The sequence below is a fragment of the Mesocryomonas lacus genome (genome assembly GCF_055730105.2).
Window position 1 is genome coordinate 253,809 of sequence record NZ_JBUZWF020000005.1, and the last position, 15,819, is coordinate 269,627.

16 protein-coding genes are annotated in these 15,819 nt (G+C 67.9%); 11 read left to right on the forward strand and 5 right to left on the reverse strand.

Annotation, left to right across the window (positions count from 1 at the left end):
* Positions 1 to 194 precede the first annotated feature (194 nt).
* From ACZLZQ_RS18375 to ACZLZQ_RS18385, 3 genes are all read right to left on the reverse strand, one after another.
* Positions 195 to 2,117 carry a methyl-accepting chemotaxis protein gene (locus tag ACZLZQ_RS18375; RefSeq protein ID WP_472950589.1) on the reverse strand — a complete coding sequence of 641 codons (1,923 nt, stop codon included), beginning with the start codon at positions 2,115 to 2,117 and terminating at the stop codon, positions 195 to 197.
* 177 nt (positions 2,118 to 2,294) lie between these two features.
* Positions 2,295 to 4,886, reverse strand: a complete 2,592-nt coding sequence (locus ACZLZQ_RS18380; RefSeq protein WP_472950590.1) for an ABC transporter permease — start codon at positions 4,884 to 4,886, stop codon at positions 2,295 to 2,297.
* Positions 4,883 to 5,626 (reverse strand): ABC transporter ATP-binding protein, encoded by a 744-nt coding sequence (locus ACZLZQ_RS18385; protein ID WP_472950591.1) that lies wholly within the window; start codon positions 5,624 to 5,626, stop codon positions 4,883 to 4,885. Before ACZLZQ_RS18385 ends, ACZLZQ_RS18380 begins: the two co-directional genes overlap by 4 nt.
* 81 nt (positions 5,627 to 5,707) lie before the next feature.
* Between ACZLZQ_RS18385 and ACZLZQ_RS18390 the strand changes: the two genes are divergently transcribed.
* Entirely contained in the window at positions 5,708 to 6,367 is a 660-nt protein-coding gene (locus ACZLZQ_RS18390) for an arylesterase (RefSeq protein ID WP_472950592.1), read from the forward strand.
* A gap of 32 nt (positions 6,368 to 6,399) precedes the next feature.
* On the opposite strand, the gene ACZLZQ_RS18395 is transcribed toward ACZLZQ_RS18390, so the two are convergent.
* The gene (locus ACZLZQ_RS18395) at positions 6,400 to 7,065 is read right to left on the reverse strand and encodes a GNAT family N-acetyltransferase (protein ID WP_472950593.1); all 666 of its coding nucleotides are present in this window, start codon (positions 7,063 to 7,065) and stop codon (positions 6,400 to 6,402) included.
* 190 nt (positions 7,066 to 7,255) lie between these two features.
* Here ACZLZQ_RS18395 and thpR point away from each other — a divergent pair, with 190 nt between their 5' ends.
* The 7 genes from thpR (at position 7,256) to ACZLZQ_RS18430 (ending at position 12,218) form a co-directional block, all read left to right on the forward strand.
* Positions 7,256 to 7,849, forward strand: coding sequence for an RNA 2',3'-cyclic phosphodiesterase (gene thpR, locus ACZLZQ_RS18400; RefSeq protein WP_472950594.1), 594 nt, complete (start codon positions 7,256 to 7,258; stop codon positions 7,847 to 7,849).
* 128 nt (positions 7,850 to 7,977) lie between these two features.
* A complete protein-coding gene (locus ACZLZQ_RS18405; protein ID WP_472935522.1) occupies positions 7,978 to 8,361 on the forward strand; it encodes a YkvA family protein in 384 nt (127 codons plus the stop codon).
* A gap of 327 nt (positions 8,362 to 8,688) precedes the next feature.
* Positions 8,689 to 9,195, forward strand: a complete 507-nt coding sequence (locus ACZLZQ_RS18410; RefSeq protein ID WP_472935521.1) for an invasion associated locus B family protein — start codon at positions 8,689 to 8,691, stop codon at positions 9,193 to 9,195.
* A 258-nt stretch (positions 9,196 to 9,453) separates the two neighbouring features.
* On the forward strand, positions 9,454 to 10,620 hold the full coding sequence (gene rlmN, locus ACZLZQ_RS18415) for a dual-specificity RNA methyltransferase RlmN (protein WP_472950682.1): 1,167 nt from the start codon (positions 9,454 to 9,456) through the stop codon (positions 10,618 to 10,620).
* 25 nt (positions 10,621 to 10,645) lie between these two features.
* On the forward strand, positions 10,646 to 11,119 hold the full coding sequence (locus ACZLZQ_RS18420; protein ID WP_472935520.1) for a hypothetical protein: 474 nt from the start codon (positions 10,646 to 10,648) through the stop codon (positions 11,117 to 11,119).
* A gap of 55 nt (positions 11,120 to 11,174) precedes the next feature.
* Positions 11,175 to 11,420 (forward strand): BrnA antitoxin family protein, encoded by a 246-nt coding sequence (locus ACZLZQ_RS18425; protein WP_472950595.1) that lies wholly within the window; start codon positions 11,175 to 11,177, stop codon positions 11,418 to 11,420.
* Between the two features lie 141 nt (positions 11,421 to 11,561).
* On the forward strand, positions 11,562 to 12,218 hold the full coding sequence (locus ACZLZQ_RS18430; protein WP_472950596.1) for a glutathione S-transferase family protein: 657 nt from the start codon (positions 11,562 to 11,564) through the stop codon (positions 12,216 to 12,218).
* A 15-nt stretch (positions 12,219 to 12,233) separates the two neighbouring features.
* Here the strand turns inward: ACZLZQ_RS18430 and ACZLZQ_RS18435 are convergent, their stop codons facing one another.
* Entirely contained in the window at positions 12,234 to 12,875 is a 642-nt protein-coding gene (locus ACZLZQ_RS18435) for a LysE family translocator (RefSeq protein ID WP_472950597.1), read from the reverse strand.
* Between the two features lie 188 nt (positions 12,876 to 13,063).
* On the opposite strand from ACZLZQ_RS18435, the gene ACZLZQ_RS18440 reads away from it, so the two are divergent.
* The 3 genes from ACZLZQ_RS18440 to ACZLZQ_RS18450 all read left to right on the forward strand — a co-directional run bounded on the left by ACZLZQ_RS18440 (position 13,064) and on the right by ACZLZQ_RS18450 (position 15,687).
* Positions 13,064 to 13,996 carry a phosphatase PAP2 family protein gene (locus ACZLZQ_RS18440; protein ID WP_472950598.1) on the forward strand — a complete coding sequence of 311 codons (933 nt, stop codon included), beginning with the start codon at positions 13,064 to 13,066 and terminating at the stop codon, positions 13,994 to 13,996.
* A 155-nt stretch (positions 13,997 to 14,151) separates the two neighbouring features.
* A complete protein-coding gene (locus ACZLZQ_RS18445) occupies positions 14,152 to 15,372 on the forward strand; it encodes an argininosuccinate synthase (RefSeq protein ID WP_472950599.1) in 1,221 nt (406 codons plus the stop codon).
* Between the two features lie 165 nt (positions 15,373 to 15,537).
* Complete coding sequence (locus ACZLZQ_RS18450; protein ID WP_472935514.1) at positions 15,538 to 15,687, forward strand: lmo0937 family membrane protein; 150 nt, start codon at positions 15,538 to 15,540, stop codon at positions 15,685 to 15,687.
* Positions 15,688 to 15,819 lie beyond the last annotated feature (132 nt).

Genomic DNA, 15,819 nt, shown 5'->3' on the forward strand with positions numbered 1-15,819 from the left:
GCCGAGGCGCCGCTGGCGGGACCGCCCAGCTTGCCTTCGAACAATATGCGGCCTTGACCCCGCCCGCACAAGGCCAGCCGCGGTGGCAAGGCCCGCTAAACCGGCGGGAAGCGGGTTAAATCTCCGTTAGCCGCGGTCCGGCGCAAAGCCTCTGGTCGAGGCAACGGGTAAAGCTGCCGCCGAGAACCTTGCGGTCAGAACTCTTCCCAGCTGTCGGCGGCGTTCTGCGGCTCGGCGCGTTGCGGTGCGGTCTGGCGCAGCTGCACGACGGGCGCGCTCGGCCTTGCGGTGCGCACCGGGCTGGAAGGCGCAGCCTTCGGCCTTGCAGAGGCGACCGAGAGCTTGAAGCGGCCGATCAGCGCCGCCAGATCCTCGGTCTCGTGCGACAGGCTCTGGGCGGCCGCGGTGGTCTGCTCGACCATGGCGGCGTTCTGCTGGGTGACCTTGTCCATCTGGTCCGCTGCCACCGAGACCTCGCGCAGGCTGGTCGCCTGATGGCGGGCACTGCTGGCGATCTGGCCGACGACGCTCGACATGGCGGCCACCTGGGTGACGATCTCCTCCAGCGAATGGCCGGAGGCCGTGACCAGCTCGACGCCCTCGCCAACCTGCCGGCTCGACGTCGAGATGAGGTTCTTGATCTCCTTGGCGGCCTCGGCAGAGCGCTGGGCGAGCCCACGCACTTCCTGCGCGACGACCGCAAAGCCCCTGCCCGCCTCGCCCGCCCGCGCCGCCTCGACGCCGGCGTTCAAGGCAAGGAGATTGGTCTGGAAGGCGATCTCGTCGATGACGCCGATGATCTTGCCGATCTTGTCGGAGGAGTCGGAGATTTCCTGCATGGCCGCCACCGCCTGCCCGACAATGCTGCCACCCTTTTCGGCATTCTGCTGCGCATCGGCGGCGCCGACCTGCGCCTTGGCGGCGCCTTCCGCCGTCTGGTTCACGCCGCGCGTCACCTCGGTGAGTGCCGCCACCGTCTCCTCAAGACTGGCCGCCTGCTGCTCGGTACGGTGGGAGAGATCGTTCGAGGCGACGGTGATTTCGCCAAGACCGGTCCGGATCGCTTCGATCGACTGCACGACCGCCGCCATCGCCTGCTCCAGCGAAGCGACACTGTCGTTGAACAGCGAGCGGATGCCCTCGTAATCGGGCGAGAACGGGTGGTTTAGCCGCGCCAGGAGATCACCAGCGGCGAGACGCTCGAAGCCGGTCTGCACCTCGCGCATGAAAAACTCATGCGCCCGCACATAGCCCTCTGCCTCCTCGGCGGACTGAACCGCCCGCTGCTCGTCCGACTGGCGGGTCTGTTCCGCCGCCGCCTCCAGCCGCTCGTGCTCGAGGGACACCTGCTTCAGCTTGTCGAAGGCGCCGGCCATCTGGCCGACCTCGTCCTTGCGGCCGAGCGCGGGCACCTCGATGCTGCTGTCGCCATCGGCCAGCCGCTGCATGGCGTCGCGCATGGCAATGACGGGGCGACCGATGCCGCGCGAGAGCATCACGGCCAGAGCTGCTGCTGCCGCGATCAGCAGGCCCATGCCGGCGAACAGCGTGGTCTGTGCCGTCGAGAAGGCGGCGAGTTGCGCGGCTGTCTCTTCCGCGATCGACGCGCGCTTCTGTTCCTTCAGGCCGTCGAGCGCCTCCTCGACAGGGTCGATGTAGCCCGACGCCGTGTCCGAACCGAGCAGCGCCACGGCCTGCGGATAGGTCGCCGGCTTGGCGGCGAGGGCAATGGCCGGCTCGGCGATGTTGGCGTGCCAGGCGGCGAGATCGGTGTTGATCTTGGCGACCGTGGCGGTCAGCTCCGGCGTGATGCCGGGCGATGCCGTCATGTCCGACAGGTATTTCTCGAAGGTCGCCCGGTGCTTCTTCAGCCGGTCGGCATAATAAGTGTCGCGGGTGACGAGGAAGCCGCGCAGCGAGTTCTCCTGCCGAGTCAGGGCGCCCCGCGCCTCGAGCGTCGTCGCGATGACGGTATTGTCGAATTCAGCGCGCGTGCGTGCGGCCTCAATGCTTTGCATGTTCGAGCGCATCGCGGCGCCCATCGCCGCAGAACCGAGGATCATCACGGCGAAGGCGACGCCGATCTTCTTGGCGATGGACAGATTGGCAAACCGCATCAAAAACTCGACCTCCCAGGCTTCAGGGGAAGAAGGTCTTGCTTCGACCGCACCCCCGCCTCTTGAAAAGACAAGTTTAGAGTAGCCGGCTAAAAATTCCCTTAAGTCGGACAGCAAAGGATAGGAACTGCTACCCCAAACTTACCATCGCCCTTTACTTCGCCAAGCTTACGGATGTCAGAGAGTCCGAAGTACCGGCGCCGCCTTCTGCCCCAGCACCCGCCACGTGCCCGCAAGACCGAAACCGACGGTCAGGACCAGCGAGGCAATGAGCGTCGTCAACGCGACCGTCCAGTCGAAGGTGAACGGCAGCTTCATGATCGAGGACACCACGAACCAGGCAGCCAGAGCGCCGGCGCCAATCGCAAACGCTGCGGTCGCAAGGCCGAGCAGCAGGTACTCGGTGGTGAAGGCGCCGATCAGCACCCGGCGCGTCGCCCCCAGCATCTTCAGGACCACCGCGTCGTGGATGCGGTTGCGGTTGCCGGCGGCGAGCGCCCCCGACAGGACCAGCACCGAGGCGACGAGGGCGACGGCGGCAGCCGCCCGGATCGCCAGCGCCAGCTGGGCGATCAGCCCGTTGATGGTGTCGAGCGCCTCCTTCACCCGGACGGTGGTCACCGCCGGATAGGCATTAGTGATGCCGTTCATCACCGCCGCCTCGATCGCCGGCGTCGCGCCGGGGATCGACAGCGTTGCCAGCCAGGCATGCGGCGCCCCGGCGAAGGTGTTGGGCGAGAACACCATGACGAAGTTGATCGACAGCGATTCCCACTCGACGGTGCGGAAGTTTGCGATCTTGACGGTGACGTCGCGGCCGAGAACGTTGACCGTCATTTCCTCGCCGATCTTCAGGCCGAGCTCGCCGGCCTCCTCGGCCGAGAACGAGACCAGCGGCACGCCGCTATAGTCGGCCGGCCACCATTCACCGGCCGTGAGGTTGGAGTTTTCCGGCTTGGTCGCGGCATAGGTGACGCCGCGGTCGCCGCGCAGCACCCAGCCGCCCTCGGCCGGGATCTCCATCTTGGCGACCTCCTGCCCGTTGATCCGGGTGATCCGGCCGCGCAGCATGGGTGCGGCGTCGAGCTTCGCGCCCGGCGCCAGCTTCTCGATCTCGGCCCGGAACGGCGCGATCTCGGCATTCTGGATGTCGACGAAGAAGAAGTTCGGCGCGCGGTCGGCAAGGCCCGTCGAGATTTCCTTGCGCAGGCCGGTGTCGATGATCGCGAGCGTCACGAGCAGCGTCAGGCCGAGGCCGAGCGACAGCACCACCGAGGGCGTCAGCGCGCCCGGCCGGTGAATGTTGCCGATGGCGAGGCGCAGCGGCGTCGAGCGCACGCGCGGCGCCCGCCGGGCGAGCGCCTGGATCGCCCAGGCGACGCCCCGCAGGATCAGGAAGGCGACGGCCGTGGCAACGAGGAAGATCGCGGCCACCTTGCGGTCGCTCGCCATCAGCAGCGCCAGCGCCGCGATGACGACGGCAAGGCCGATCGCGCCGCCGAGATAGGCCCAGCGCATGCGCACGCCCGAGACGGCGGTGGCATCGCGGAACAGCGCCGTCGCCGGCACGTCGCGGGTGCGGCCGAGCGGCAGGAGGGCGAAGGCGAGCGCGGTGAGGAGGCCGAACACCGCCGCCAGCGCCAGCGCGCCGGGATACACCGAGGCATTGGCGGCGACCGGCAGCACGCTTTCGAGGAAACGCGCGGTGACGAAGGGGGCGATGGCGCCGAGCACCATGCCGCAGACAACGCCGACCACGGCGAGCAGCATGATCTGGATGAGATAGATGGTAACGACGAAGCTGCCGCCGGCGCCGAGGCTCTTGAAGGTCGCGATCACCGCCCGCTTGGAATCGAGATAGGCGTTCACCGCATTGGCGACGCCGACGCCGCCGACGATCAGCGCCGTCAGCCCGACCAGCGTCAGGAACTGCGAGAACCGCTCGATGTTGCGCTGGAGCGAGGGCGCGGCGCGGTCCGAGGTGCGGATGCTCCAGCCGGCCGAAGGAAACCGATCGTTCGCCGCCGCCGACGCGGTCTTGGCGTTCCCGGTCGAAAGCTTCACCTTGTAGGCGTTCTCGATCAGGCTGCCGGGCTGGATCAGGCCGGTCGCGGCAAGGCCGGCTTCCGACAGCATCAGCCTCGGCGCGAAGTTGAAGCCGTCCGACAGCAAATCCGGCTCGCGGGCGATGGTGCCGCGGATCTCCACCTCGGCGGTGCCGAGCTTCAGCACGGCGCCGGGCTGGATCTTCAGCCGTTCCAGGAGCTCGGGTGCGGCCAACGCGCCGAGGCGACCGTCGCGCGGCGCGAGGAGGTCGGCGATCGGCGCGGCGGGGACGGTCTCCAGCGTGCCGTAGAGCGGATAGGCGGCGTCGATCGCCTTGACCTCGACCAGCGACTGGTCGCTGCCGTCGGCAAGCCGCGCCATCGAGCGCATCGAGGTCGCCTTCGACACCGCGCCGAGGCCCTCGATAAAGGCGCGCTCGTCGCCGGAGGGCTCGCGCTGGACGAAGGTAAAGCGCATGTCGCCGCCGAGGATGGAGCGGCCTTCGCGCTCAATGCCCGAGGTCATCATTGACGACACCGAATTCACCGCCGCGATCGAGGCGACGCCGAGGGTGATGCAGCCGAGGAAGATGTAGAAGCCGGACAGCCCGCCGCGCATCTCGCGCAGCGCGAAGCGCCAGGCCAGCTTTAGCCGCGCGCGGCGGGCGCCCGGCGCGACGCTGCGGGCCGCCGCCGGCGCCGCGGCCGCATCGACCGCCGTCATCGCAGCGGCACCCCGGTGGAGCCATTCGATGGCGCGGACGGATTTCGGGCCGGGAGTTCTACTACTGCCGGCGCCTCGATGTTGCCGCTGCGCACCGCGACCTCGCGGCCGCAGCGGGCGGCGAGGCGCTTGTCGTGGGTGACGAGCACCAGCGTCATCTGCCGCCGTGCCTGCTCGGCGAACAAAAGGTCGGCGATGGCGACACCCGTCGTCTCGTCGAGATTGCCGGTGGGCTCGTCGGCGATGAGGATCGCCGGCTCCGGCGCCAAGGCCCGCGCCATCGCCACGCGCTGCTGCTCGCCGCCGGACAGCTCGCCCGGATAATGCGTGACGCGGTCCTTCAGCCCGACATTGGCAAGCTCGCGCGCCGCCCGCTCGAAGGCGTCGGGATGCCCGGCGAGCTCCAGCGGCACGGCGACGTTTTCCAGCGCCGTCATGTTCGGGATGAGGTGGAAGGACTGGAAGACGATACCGATATTGCGGCCGCGGAAGGTCGCGAGCTGATCCTCGGAGAGCGTGCCCAGCGCCTGCCCGGCGATCTCGACGAGGCCGCTATCGGCCCGCTCGAGGCCCGCCAGCACCATCAGGAGCGTCGACTTGCCGGAACCGGACGGGCCGACGATGCCGACGGATTCGCCCCGCGCGACGTTGAGGTCGATGCCCTTCAGCACATGCACCGAGGTGCGGCCGGTGCCCAGCGTCAGATGAACGTTCTGTAATCGGATCGCCGGTTCTGTCACGCGGATCTGTTCCTATATCTCTGGAGAGGACGTCGAGAGGCCGCGGCACCGGGGCCGAACGTTTCGCAATATGGGACCGCCATGCCACGCTTCCAACCGCTCGCCCTGATCCTGACGGCATTGTCATTGGCGTTGAGCCCAGCCGCCGCCGTGGCGCAGACCGCGCCGAAGGCGGCGACCGAGGTCGTCGCCTTCGGCGACAGCCTCTCGGCGGGCTTCGGCGTCGGGCCGGGCGAGTCCTTTCCGGAGCAGCTGCAGGCGGCGCTGGTCGCCAAGGGCTATGCCGTCACCGTCGCCAATGCCGGCGTCTCCGGCGACACCACCACGGGGGGCCTTGCCCGTCTCGACTGGTCGGTGCCGGACACGGCCAAGCTCGTGATCCTCGAGCTCGGCGCCAACGACGCGCTGCGCGGCATCGCGCCGGCGATCTCCGAGCGCAATCTCGACGCCATGCTGAAGCGGCTGAAGGAGCGCCGGATCCCCGTGCTGCTCGCTGGCATGATCGCCCCGCCGAACATGGGACCGGACTATGCCGCCGCCTTTAACCCGATCTATGCCCGGCTGGCCGCGACTTACGGTGTCTCCCTCTATCCCTTCTTCCTCGACGGGTCGGCGGGCGAGGCGGCGCTGACGCAGGCCGACGGCATGCACCCCAATCCGAAAGGCGTCGCGGTCATCGTCGAGCGGATCCTGCCCGCGGTGATCAACGAACTCGATGCGCTGGCGAAGCCGGCGGACTGACGCCGACCATGGAAGCCGGAAGCCCTCGTCGCTCAAACGCCGCCGCGCGCGAGCCGGCGGACGGACACCCCGAGGGCGCCAAAACGCTGCCGCCATTCCAGCCGCGCGACGACGAAGGCATCGCCCCTTCCCTCTGCGGCAAGGCTCCCTGCGTCGGCATAGGGCCGGCGGATATCAGCCGTGACGTCGCCCTCGACGAAGGACAGCTCGGCGCCGTGGCGGCGGGCGATACGCTGCATCCGCCGGTTCTCGCTGAGACAGGTCAGATAGAGGCGGCGGACGCCGCGGTTGCGGGCGAGCGCGATGGTGCGGCCGAACAGCGCGGCGCCGAAGCCAAAACCCTGGAAATCCGGCTCGAGGCTGAACGCGCCCTCGGCCTCCCGGCGCCCATCGTCGAGAAAGCGCAGTTCGGCCACACCCCGCATCGTCCCGCGAATGAAGCAGCCGGACACGACGGCGTCCTCGCCGAGCGCCAGCGCGGCGTAGCGCTCGAGGAAGGCATCGTTCACCGGATTGCCGAAGCGCAGCCGGCGTGTTTCCGGGTCGAGACGCTTCAGGTGGTCCGCGATCACCGCGTGTTCGGGCGGGTGCATGCGGCGGATGGCAAAGCTTGGCGCCGTGGCACGCCGCGGCGGTGGCACGGCCGGGGCAAGGTCGTCGGTGGAGGATGGCGGCGCGGCGGGCATCGGGACATCCATGGTCTGTCGCTCCTCCCGCAAGGCGGCCTGCCGGCGTCAAGGCGAACTGGCCGGTGTGGGGTGAAAGTAATTGTGCATTGCACCCGCGGCAAGCCATCGCCGGGGCGCTTCTGCCGCCGGGGTGCTTGAATCGCCGGGTTCAAGGTGAAAGGCTCGCCGCGAAGGCCAACTGATTTGCGGAGAAGTTCTCATGCCGCGTCTGTTCACCGCCATCGAGATCCCGCGCGATGCGGCCTTGGCCCTGTCGCTCCTGCGCGGCGGCATGCCGTCGGCCCGCTGGATCGACGTCGAGAACTACCACATCACCTTGCGCTTCATCGGTGACGTCGACGCCCGCTTCGCCGACGAGATGGTGGCAGCCCTCGACCGAATCGAGCGCGCACCGTTCCAGCTGGCGCTCGACGGCGTCGGCGCCTTCGGCTCCAAGAAGCCGCATTCGCTCTATGCCGGCGTCAAGGTCTCGCCGCCGCTGGAGGCGTTGCAGGCCGACATCGACCGCATCTGCCGCCGCCTCGGCATGCCGGCCGACCCGCGCCGCTTCGTGCCGCATGTGACGCTGGCCCGGCTGCGCCAGCCGAAGATCGACGACGTCGCGCATTATCTCGCTTGTCGCGGTCCTTTCGGCACCCCGCTTTTTCCGGTGAGCCGCTTCGTGCTCCTGTCCTCGCGCGACTCCGTCGGCGGCGGCCCCTATGTGCGCGAGGAGAGCTTCCCGCTGCTTGCACCCGCCGCCCACCGGCAGGGCGAGGACAGCCGGATGCGCGGCCTTGCCGAATGCCGTTGACGAAGGTCTCGCCGCAGCGCCGGACAGGCCGTTTCGCCAAAACCCGTGCATCGGCAATGCCCTAACTCTTGAGCCGTCATCTCTCAGCGCCATCTGAAGGTCAGAGGAAGCGGAGAGACGAGAGACGCATGACCATCGCGAAGACCCAGATCGATGAAATCCTGTTGCCGGCGACGGTCGAGAAGCAGGCCGAGCAGGAGACGAAAGTTCGCCGCTCGTTCTTCAGCACGCTGCGCCGCGCCGCGCGGCACGTGCCGTTCATGGACGACGTCGTCGCCTCCTATTACTGCGCAATCGATCCCGAGACGCCATCGTCGAGCAAGGGCATCCTTCTCGCCGCCCTCGCCTATTTCGTCCTGCCGATCGACATCGTGCCGGACTTCCTCTTCGGCCTCGGCTTCACCGACGACATCGCCGTTCTCTGGGCGGCTTTCGGCGCGGTCCGTCACAACATCAAGCCGGAACACTATCTCCGCGCGGCCGAAACCCTTGGAGAGATGAAGGAAGGCTGATCAAGCCTTCGTGTGCTCCGATGGGGTGGACACTGGCTCCATCCCGCGCGCGCGCGGCGACCGGAGGACAACCAGCGCGCGCTGAGCGGACATCGCCAAATTGTCGCCAATATTCTTGGCTCACTCGTGATGGCGCGCGACGGGATCGGAAAGCCGGAGGTTTGCGAAGCGGGCGCCCCGGCCGATCAGAACCTCATCCACGTTTGCCGCCAGTCTCGGTTCGTTTACCCGACATCAAGACCTTTTAAGGCAAACTGAACGTAAGTCGCGTCCAGAAACTGGCCGGGCAGCTTTGCCTATGGCCAATCACCAGACGAGCGGGGAGCCATGTCTTTGAAGAATGTCCTGACCACGGCGGCAGCCATCCTGGTCTTGTCGAGCGCTGCCGCTACGGCGCAGACACCGACCCGGATCAAGCAGTTCAACGCCTGGGGGAGCTACTCCTACACCGCCTCGGGCGGCAAGGTCTGCTACATCCTCTCCACGCCGACGGCGATGGAGCCGGCGAGCGTCGACCACGGCGACATTTTCTTCCTGATTTCCCAGAAGCCAGGCCAGGGCGTCTCCTACGAGCCGCAGGTGGTGATGGGCTACAAGATGCAGGACGGCTCGAAGGTCGTCGTCGACATCGACGGCCGGAAGTACACGCTGTTCACCCGCGGCGAGTCCGCCTGGATGGAAAACGCCGCCGAGGAGCCGCAGCTCGTCGCCTCGCTCCGCAAAGGTACCAACATGAAGGTCGACGCGAAGTCGCAGCGCGGGACCGCTACGCACTACACCTACTCGCTGTCGGGCGTCACCGCCGCCCTCCAGTCGATCGGCACCTGCAAGTAGGCAGGAGACGAATGATCTCGCGAAAGCCGGGCCCTTGGGTCCGGCTTTCGTCGTTTTGAGCCAGCTTTCCCCGCGCAAAACCGCGTGAGATCGCCGCGCCCTTGCGAAAAAGCCGCAAAGGCGTCATTTGAAGGGGATCCTGACATCATGACGCCCGCGGCCGCCTATGGTCCTCGGAACGAAGGCAACCCCATGGCCGTACTGCTCGATCTCGCACCGACGCCGCCTGCGCACGGCGAAGCGCTCGTGCCCGTCGCCATGGTGCGGCCGCAGGCGGTGACCACCGAGGCGAAGCCCCATCTCGTCGGCATGAGCCGCGAACAGCTGGGCGAGGCGCTCCGCCGTGCCGGCGTGCCGGACAAGCAGGTGCGCATGCGCACCGCGCAGCTCTGGCACTGGCTTTATGTGCGCGGCGTCTCCGACTTCAGTCAGATGGCCAACATCTCCCGCGACCTCCGCCAGAAGCTGTCCGAGACCGCCGACATCGCGCGGCCGGAGATCGTCGACGAGCAGATCTCGGTCGACGGCACCCGCAAATGGCTGTTCCGCTTCGCCGCCAAGGGCGCCGGCCGGCCGGTCGAGATCGAGACCGTCTACATCCCCGAGGAAGGCCGCGGCACGCTCTGCGTCTCCTCCCAGGTCGGCTGCACCCTCACCTGCACCTTCTGCCACACCGGCACCCAGCGCTTGGTGCGCAACCTGACGCCGGACGAGATCGTCGGCCAGATCATGGTCGCCCGCGACCGGCTCGGCGACTTCCCCGATGCCGATACGCCGGAAGGCGGCATCCTGCCCTCCGAGGGCCGCCTCGTCTCGAATGTCGTGATGATGGGCATGGGCGAGCCGCTCTATAATTTCGACCATGTCCGCCAGGCGCTGGCCGTCGTCTCCGACGGCGAGGGCCTCGCTTTGTCGAAGCGCCGCATTACGCTCTCGACCTCCGGCGTCGTGCCGATGATCGCGCGCACCGGCGAGGAGATGGGCGTCGGCCTTGCCATATCGCTGCATGCCGTCCGCGACGAACTGCGCGACGTGCTGGTGCCGATCAACAAGAAGTACCCGCTGGCCGAGCTGCTCGAGGCCTGCCGGACCTATCCCGGCGTTTCCAATGCCCGCCGCATCACCTTCGAATACGTCATGCTGAAGGGCGTCAACGACAGCCTCGGCGACGCCCGGGAGCTGGTGCGGCTGCTCTCCGGCATTCCCGCCAAGATCAACCTCATCCCGTTCAACCCTTGGCCGGGCACCGACTACGAATGCTCGGACTGGGACCAGATCGAGCGCTTTGCCGACGTCGTCAACCAGGCCGGCTACGCCTCGCCGATCCGCACGCCGCGCGGCCGCGACATCTTTGCCGCTTGCGGCCAGCTGAAGTCGGAGAGCGAGCGCATGCGCAAGACCGAACGGCTGGCAGCGGGCCAGTGACACCGGCCCTGCGGGATCGCCGGACGTGATCGCGGTGCTGCGCTTCCTGTTCGTGATTCCGGTCGCCTTCATCTTCGCGTGCCTCACCGCCGGCTTCGCGCTGCTCTGGCCCTTCATCGATCTGACCGGGGCGGATGGTGATCCGCTGTTCTGGGTGCAGGCGGTTTTCGGCTTCCTCGCGCAGTCCGCCCAGGTCGGCGCCGCGGTGCTGATCCCCTGGGGGCTGTTCATGGTGGTGACCGAGAGCCTCGGCTGGCGGTCGCTGATCCTGCATATGGCCGCCGGCATCATCGGCGGCTTCGCCATCATGCGCTCGGCCTATGGCGAGGCCATGCCGCATGCGAGCGTGCAGACGGCGATGATTGTCGCGGGCCTTGCCTTCGCCATGGTCTACTGGATCGTTGCCGGACGGGCTGCCGGCCGCTGGCGCAGCCCCCGCCGGACGGCCGTGGCGCGACCTCCCGAGGCGCAAGCGGTGGATACCGCCCCGACGCCCTGACGGCAGCGTGGCCAGCCGTGCTAGCATCATCGCATTCAACCCAAGAGGACATTCCATGAGACCGCCGGAAAGAACCAGGCGTCCGAGCGACCCGCGCAGCGCCGCCGAGGCCGCCTTCAAGCAGGTGACGAAGAAGCCGGAGCGGATCGACGAGCGCACGCTCGGCCTGCCCGCCGCGCCCGGCGCGCGCGAACTCGTCTCGCTGCGCATCGACACCGACGTGCTCGAGCATTTTCAGGCCGAGGGTCCGGGCTGGCAGGATCGCATCAACGTCGCGCTGCGCCGGGCCGCCGGCAAGTAGCCAGCTGCCGGCGGGCACACGGGCATGCCCGCATGACAGCGACATGAGAGGATGCCCCGTGATGCCGCATGACCCCGTCATGCCCGGGTGTCCTCGTCCGTATGATCTTGCCATTGGCGCCAGACGCGTCACTTAGGCCGGATGATCATCCTTCATCACCTGAACAACAGCCGCTCGCAGCGCATCCTCTGGCTGCTCGAAGAGCTCGGCACGCCCTACGAGATCAAGCGCTACCAGCGCGATCCGAAGACCATGCGGGCGCCGGCGGAGCTTCGCGCCGTGCACCCGCTCGGCAAGTCGCCCGTGATCACCGAGGACGGGCTGACGCTTGCCGAAACCGGCGCCATCGTCGACTATCTCACCGAGACGCGCGGCGGCTTCGGCCCGCCGGCGGTCGGGCCGAACCGCTGGCAGTACCGGCATTTCCTGCACTATGCCGAGGGCTCGGCGATGCCGCCGCTGGTGATGAAGCTGGTCTTCTCCCGCATCCCCTCCGGCCTGCCGAAACTGCTGCGGCCGCTGATGAAGCCGGTCTTCGCCAAGCTCGATGGCGCCTTCCTGGAGCCGCAACTGCAGGCGCATGCCGACTACTGGGAGCAGTCGCTCGCCGAGACCGGCTGGTTTGCCGGGCCGGAGTTTTCGGCCGCCGACATCATGATGAGTTTTCCGCTGGAGACCGGCAAGGACCGCATTGGCTTCGATGCCCGGCCGAACTGCCGCGCCTTCCTCGAGCGCAACCACGCCCGCCCGGCCTACATCAGGGCGCTCGAGGCCGGCGGTCCCTACGCCTACGCGTGACCGCTTCCGAGGCTCTCAGCGACCGGGCGTCAGCAGGATCTTGACGGCAAAGGCTGAGAAGACCGAGGCGAACAGCCAGTCGATGCCGCGCATGACTTTGGGCCGGCGCTTCAGCGCGGCGGCGAAACGGTCGGCGGCGAGGATCATGGCAAGGCTCATCGGCACCGCCAGCACAATGAAATAGACGCCGAAGAAGAACAGCTTGCCGGTCGCGTGCGGGTCCCCCGCCGACACGAAGCTCGGCAGGAAGGTCACGAAGAACAGGATGATCTTGGGGTTCAGGAGGTTGATGCCGACCCCGGTCAGCCAGTTGGCGGTGAGCGAGCGCTGTTTGCCGGCCACCGCCTCCAGCTGCAGCGACGAGCCGCTGCGGATCGCCTGCACCGCGAGGAAGATGAGGTAGCCGGCGCCCGCGAACTTCAGGAGGCCGAAGGCTTCCGGCGAGGCGGCGACCAGCGCCGACAGGCCGAAGGCCGCCAGTGTGGTGTGGACGAGGACGCCGCTGGAGGCGCCGAGCATGGTGGCGATGCCCGCCATGCGGCCCTGGCTCAAGGTCCGCCCGATGAACAGCGTCATGTCCGGACCCGGCGTGATGGTCAGGACGAAGGCGGCGAGCGTGAAGGCGAGAAGCGGCCCGAAGGCGGGAATGAAATCCATGCGTCGCGATCCCTGCAGTAGAGCGGTGAGACCGGTCTAACCCGGCCCCTCCGGCACGGCCACCCGAAACCGTGAAACGCGCGCGGAACCTCTCCTTATTCGGCAACGTCATGGCGCGGTAACGCGGAAGTCATCTCCCTGTCGCCCGTCCCGGCCATGGTTCGGCGTCGATCGGGGGGGAAAGACGCATGGACAGGACCACAGGCGACACCGCGGTGCGGACGGCGGCATCGGCCGTTGGAACTGCGCTGCGGGACGGCGCGCGCGCCGTGCCGCTTCTGATGCGCGGCGCTGCCGCAAGGTTCGCTGAGAGGGCCGAGACGGGACCGATCGGCCTCCTCGCCCAGCTCCTCCTCACCTTCAGCTTCCTGTTCATGGCCGTTCCCGCGATTGATCTCGGCGTCGCCCGCTGGTTCGCCGTCGCCGGCCAAGGGTTCCCGCTGCAGGACGATCCGGCATTGATGGGGCTGCGCGAGTTGCACCGGCTGTCCACGCTGGCGCTGCTGGCCGCCGCCGTGGCGAGTCTCTTCGTCGCCGCCGCCAGCCTGCCGTCGCGCTGGGTGATGCGGCCGCACAAGGCGGTGTTTGTCCTGTCCGTCTATGCCCTCGGTCCGGGCCTCCTGGTGAACCTCGTCCTTAAGAACCTGTTCGGCCGGGCGCGCCCGCGCGAATTGGCCGAGTTCGGCGGCCAGCTGGACTTCAGCGCGCCCTGGCAGTTCGCCGGTGCCTGCAGCGGCAACTGCTCCTTCACCTCCGGCGAAGCCGCCTCGGCAGCGGCCATGCTCGCGGTCGCACTGATCGTGCCGCGGGCGATGCGGGCACGGGTGCTGCTCGCCCTCGGCGTCCCCGCGGTGCTCTTCTCGCTGAACCGCATCGCCTTCGGCGGCCATTTCCTGTCGGACGTCGTCTTGTCCTGGCTCGTCGTCGGCCTCGTCATGCTGCTCGTCCGCCGGCCGCTCATTGCGGCGGCCGCGCGGATCGACGGGGTCGTGGCGGGCAGCGGCGTTCCGGCCTGGCACGCGGCGGCCACCTGGCTCGCCCGGCTGCGGGCTGTGGCCTGGCGCCTCGTCCCCGACAGGCGACGGGCAATGCCAAGGCCCGCCGGCGCACCGTCGGCTTGAACACTCTGCCCTGAGGGACTTCTAATTCGGTCGAAACGGCGAGGAGACGGCATCGGAAGGCCCGGCAGCGCCGCCGATGTCGCGGGGGCGGCTTTCTTCCCCGCCATCTCTTGCTATAGAGCCCCCACCGAATTCGTTTCTCGTGGGACAAGAGCATGGCAAACCAGCGCGACGTCAAAAAGGTCGTCCTCGCCTATTCCGGCGGCCTCGACACCTCGATCATCCTGAAATGGCTGCAGACCGAGTATGGCGCGGAGGTCGTCACCTTCACCGCCGACCTCGGCCAGGGCGAGGAGCTGGAGCCGGCGCGCCGCAAGGCCGAGATGCTCGGCATCAAGGAAATCTACATCGAGGACGTGCGCGAGGAGTTCTGCCGCGACTTCGTCTTCCCGATGTTCCGCGCCAACGCCGTCTACGAGGGCGTCTACCTCCTCGGCACCTCGATCGCCCGGCCGCTGATCTCCAAGCGCCTCGTCGAGATCGCGCGCGAAACCGGCGCAGACGCCATCGCGCACGGCGCCACTGGCAAGGGCAATGACCAGGTCCGGTTCGAGCTCTCCGCCTACGCGCTGAACCCCGACATCAAGATCATCGCGCCCTGGCGCGAATGGAGCTTCAAGTCGCGCACCGACCTCATCAACTTCGCCGAACAGCACCAGATCCCGGTGTCGAAGGACAAGGTCGGCGAGGCGCCGTTCTCGGTCGACGCCAACCTTCTGCACTCGTCCTCCGAGGGCAAGGTGCTGGAAGACCCGGCCGAGGAGGCGCCGGACTACGTCTACCAGCGCACCATCAGCCCGGAGGAAGCTCCGGACCGTGCGACCACGATCGAGATCGGCTTCCTCAAGGGCGACGCCGTCTCGCTCGACGGCAAGGCGCTGCGCCCGCACGAGTTGCTCGCCGCGCTGAACGATCTAGGCCGCGACAACGGCATCGGCCGGCTCGATCTCGTCGAGAACCGCTTCGTCGGCATGAAGTCGCGCGGCATCTACGAGACGCCCGGCGGCACCATCCTCCTCGCCGCCCACCGCGCGGTGGAGAGCCTGACGCTCGACCGGGGCGCCGCGCACCTCAAGGACGAGCTGATGCCTAGATATGCCGAGCTGATCTACAACGGCTTCTGGTTCTCGCCCGAGCGCGAGATGCTGCAGGCGCTGATCGACAAGAGCCAGGAGCATGTCGAGGGCACGGTCACGCTGAAGCTCTACAAGGGCAATGTCATCGTCACCGGCCGCGCCAGCCCGAAATCGCTGTACTCCGACGCCCTTGTCACCTTCGAGGACGATCACGGCGCCTACGACCAGAAGGACGCGGCGGGCTTCATCAAGCTCAACGCCCTGCGCCTGCGCACCCTCGGTAAGCGCGACCGGCTCTAGCCGGGGCACGGCAGCCACACGGTTGAAACTGCGGGTTGCCGCTTCTCCCGATAGCGTGGCCCCATGGCCCGCCGTGATTTGCTGTGGCACGGACGGAACGGCTTTCGGCTGTGGCCATTATGGGGCGAGGCGGCCCGTGGGACTGCCAGATCAGGAGACGGCTCGATGCTTTGGACCCTTGCAGTAATTTTGGTGATCGCCTGGATTCTCGGCGGCTTCGTGTTCCACGTCGCCGGCGGACTGATCCACCTCCTGCTCGTGATCGCCGTGATCGTCGTCGTCGTGCAGATCATCCAGGGCCGTCGCCGCATCTGAGGCCAGGCCAGCGCCTCCTCTTCTTCGAAAAAGCCCTGCCGGTGACCGGTGGGGCTTTTTTTCTACCGATCGGTCGCAGCCCCAGTCCGCAGGGCTTTCGGGGCTATCAGACCTCGCTCCACCGGTGCCCGC

Coding starts and splice junctions, on each gene's coding strand:
- ACZLZQ_RS18445 (WP_472950599.1), top strand. CDS start 14,152: ATGGCAAACCAGCGCGACGTCAAAAAGGTCGTCCTCGCCTATTCCGGC.
- ACZLZQ_RS18395 (WP_472950593.1), bottom strand. CDS start 7,065: ATGGATGTCCCGATGCCCGCCGCGCCGCCATCCTCCACCGACGACCTT.
- ACZLZQ_RS18410 (WP_472935521.1), top strand. CDS start 8,689: ATGTCTTTGAAGAATGTCCTGACCACGGCGGCAGCCATCCTGGTCTTG.
- thpR (WP_472950594.1), top strand. CDS start 7,256: ATGCCGCGTCTGTTCACCGCCATCGAGATCCCGCGCGATGCGGCCTTG.
- ACZLZQ_RS18380 (WP_472950590.1), bottom strand. CDS start 4,886: ATGACGGCGGTCGATGCGGCCGCGGCGCCGGCGGCGGCCCGCAGCGTC.
- rlmN (WP_472950682.1), top strand. CDS start 9,454: ATGGTGCGGCCGCAGGCGGTGACCACCGAGGCGAAGCCCCATCTCGTC.
- ACZLZQ_RS18375 (WP_472950589.1), bottom strand. CDS start 2,117: ATGCGGTTTGCCAATCTGTCCATCGCCAAGAAGATCGGCGTCGCCTTC.
- ACZLZQ_RS18440 (WP_472950598.1), top strand. CDS start 13,064: ATGGACAGGACCACAGGCGACACCGCGGTGCGGACGGCGGCATCGGCC.
- ACZLZQ_RS18425 (WP_472950595.1), top strand. CDS start 11,175: ATGAGACCGCCGGAAAGAACCAGGCGTCCGAGCGACCCGCGCAGCGCC.
- ACZLZQ_RS18450 (WP_472935514.1), top strand. CDS start 15,538: ATGCTTTGGACCCTTGCAGTAATTTTGGTGATCGCCTGGATTCTCGGC.
- ACZLZQ_RS18430 (WP_472950596.1), top strand. CDS start 11,562: ATGATCATCCTTCATCACCTGAACAACAGCCGCTCGCAGCGCATCCTC.
- ACZLZQ_RS18435 (WP_472950597.1), bottom strand. CDS start 12,875: ATGGATTTCATTCCCGCCTTCGGGCCGCTTCTCGCCTTCACGCTCGCC.
- ACZLZQ_RS18390 (WP_472950592.1), top strand. CDS start 5,708: ATGCCACGCTTCCAACCGCTCGCCCTGATCCTGACGGCATTGTCATTG.
- ACZLZQ_RS18405 (WP_472935522.1), top strand. CDS start 7,978: ATGACCATCGCGAAGACCCAGATCGATGAAATCCTGTTGCCGGCGACG.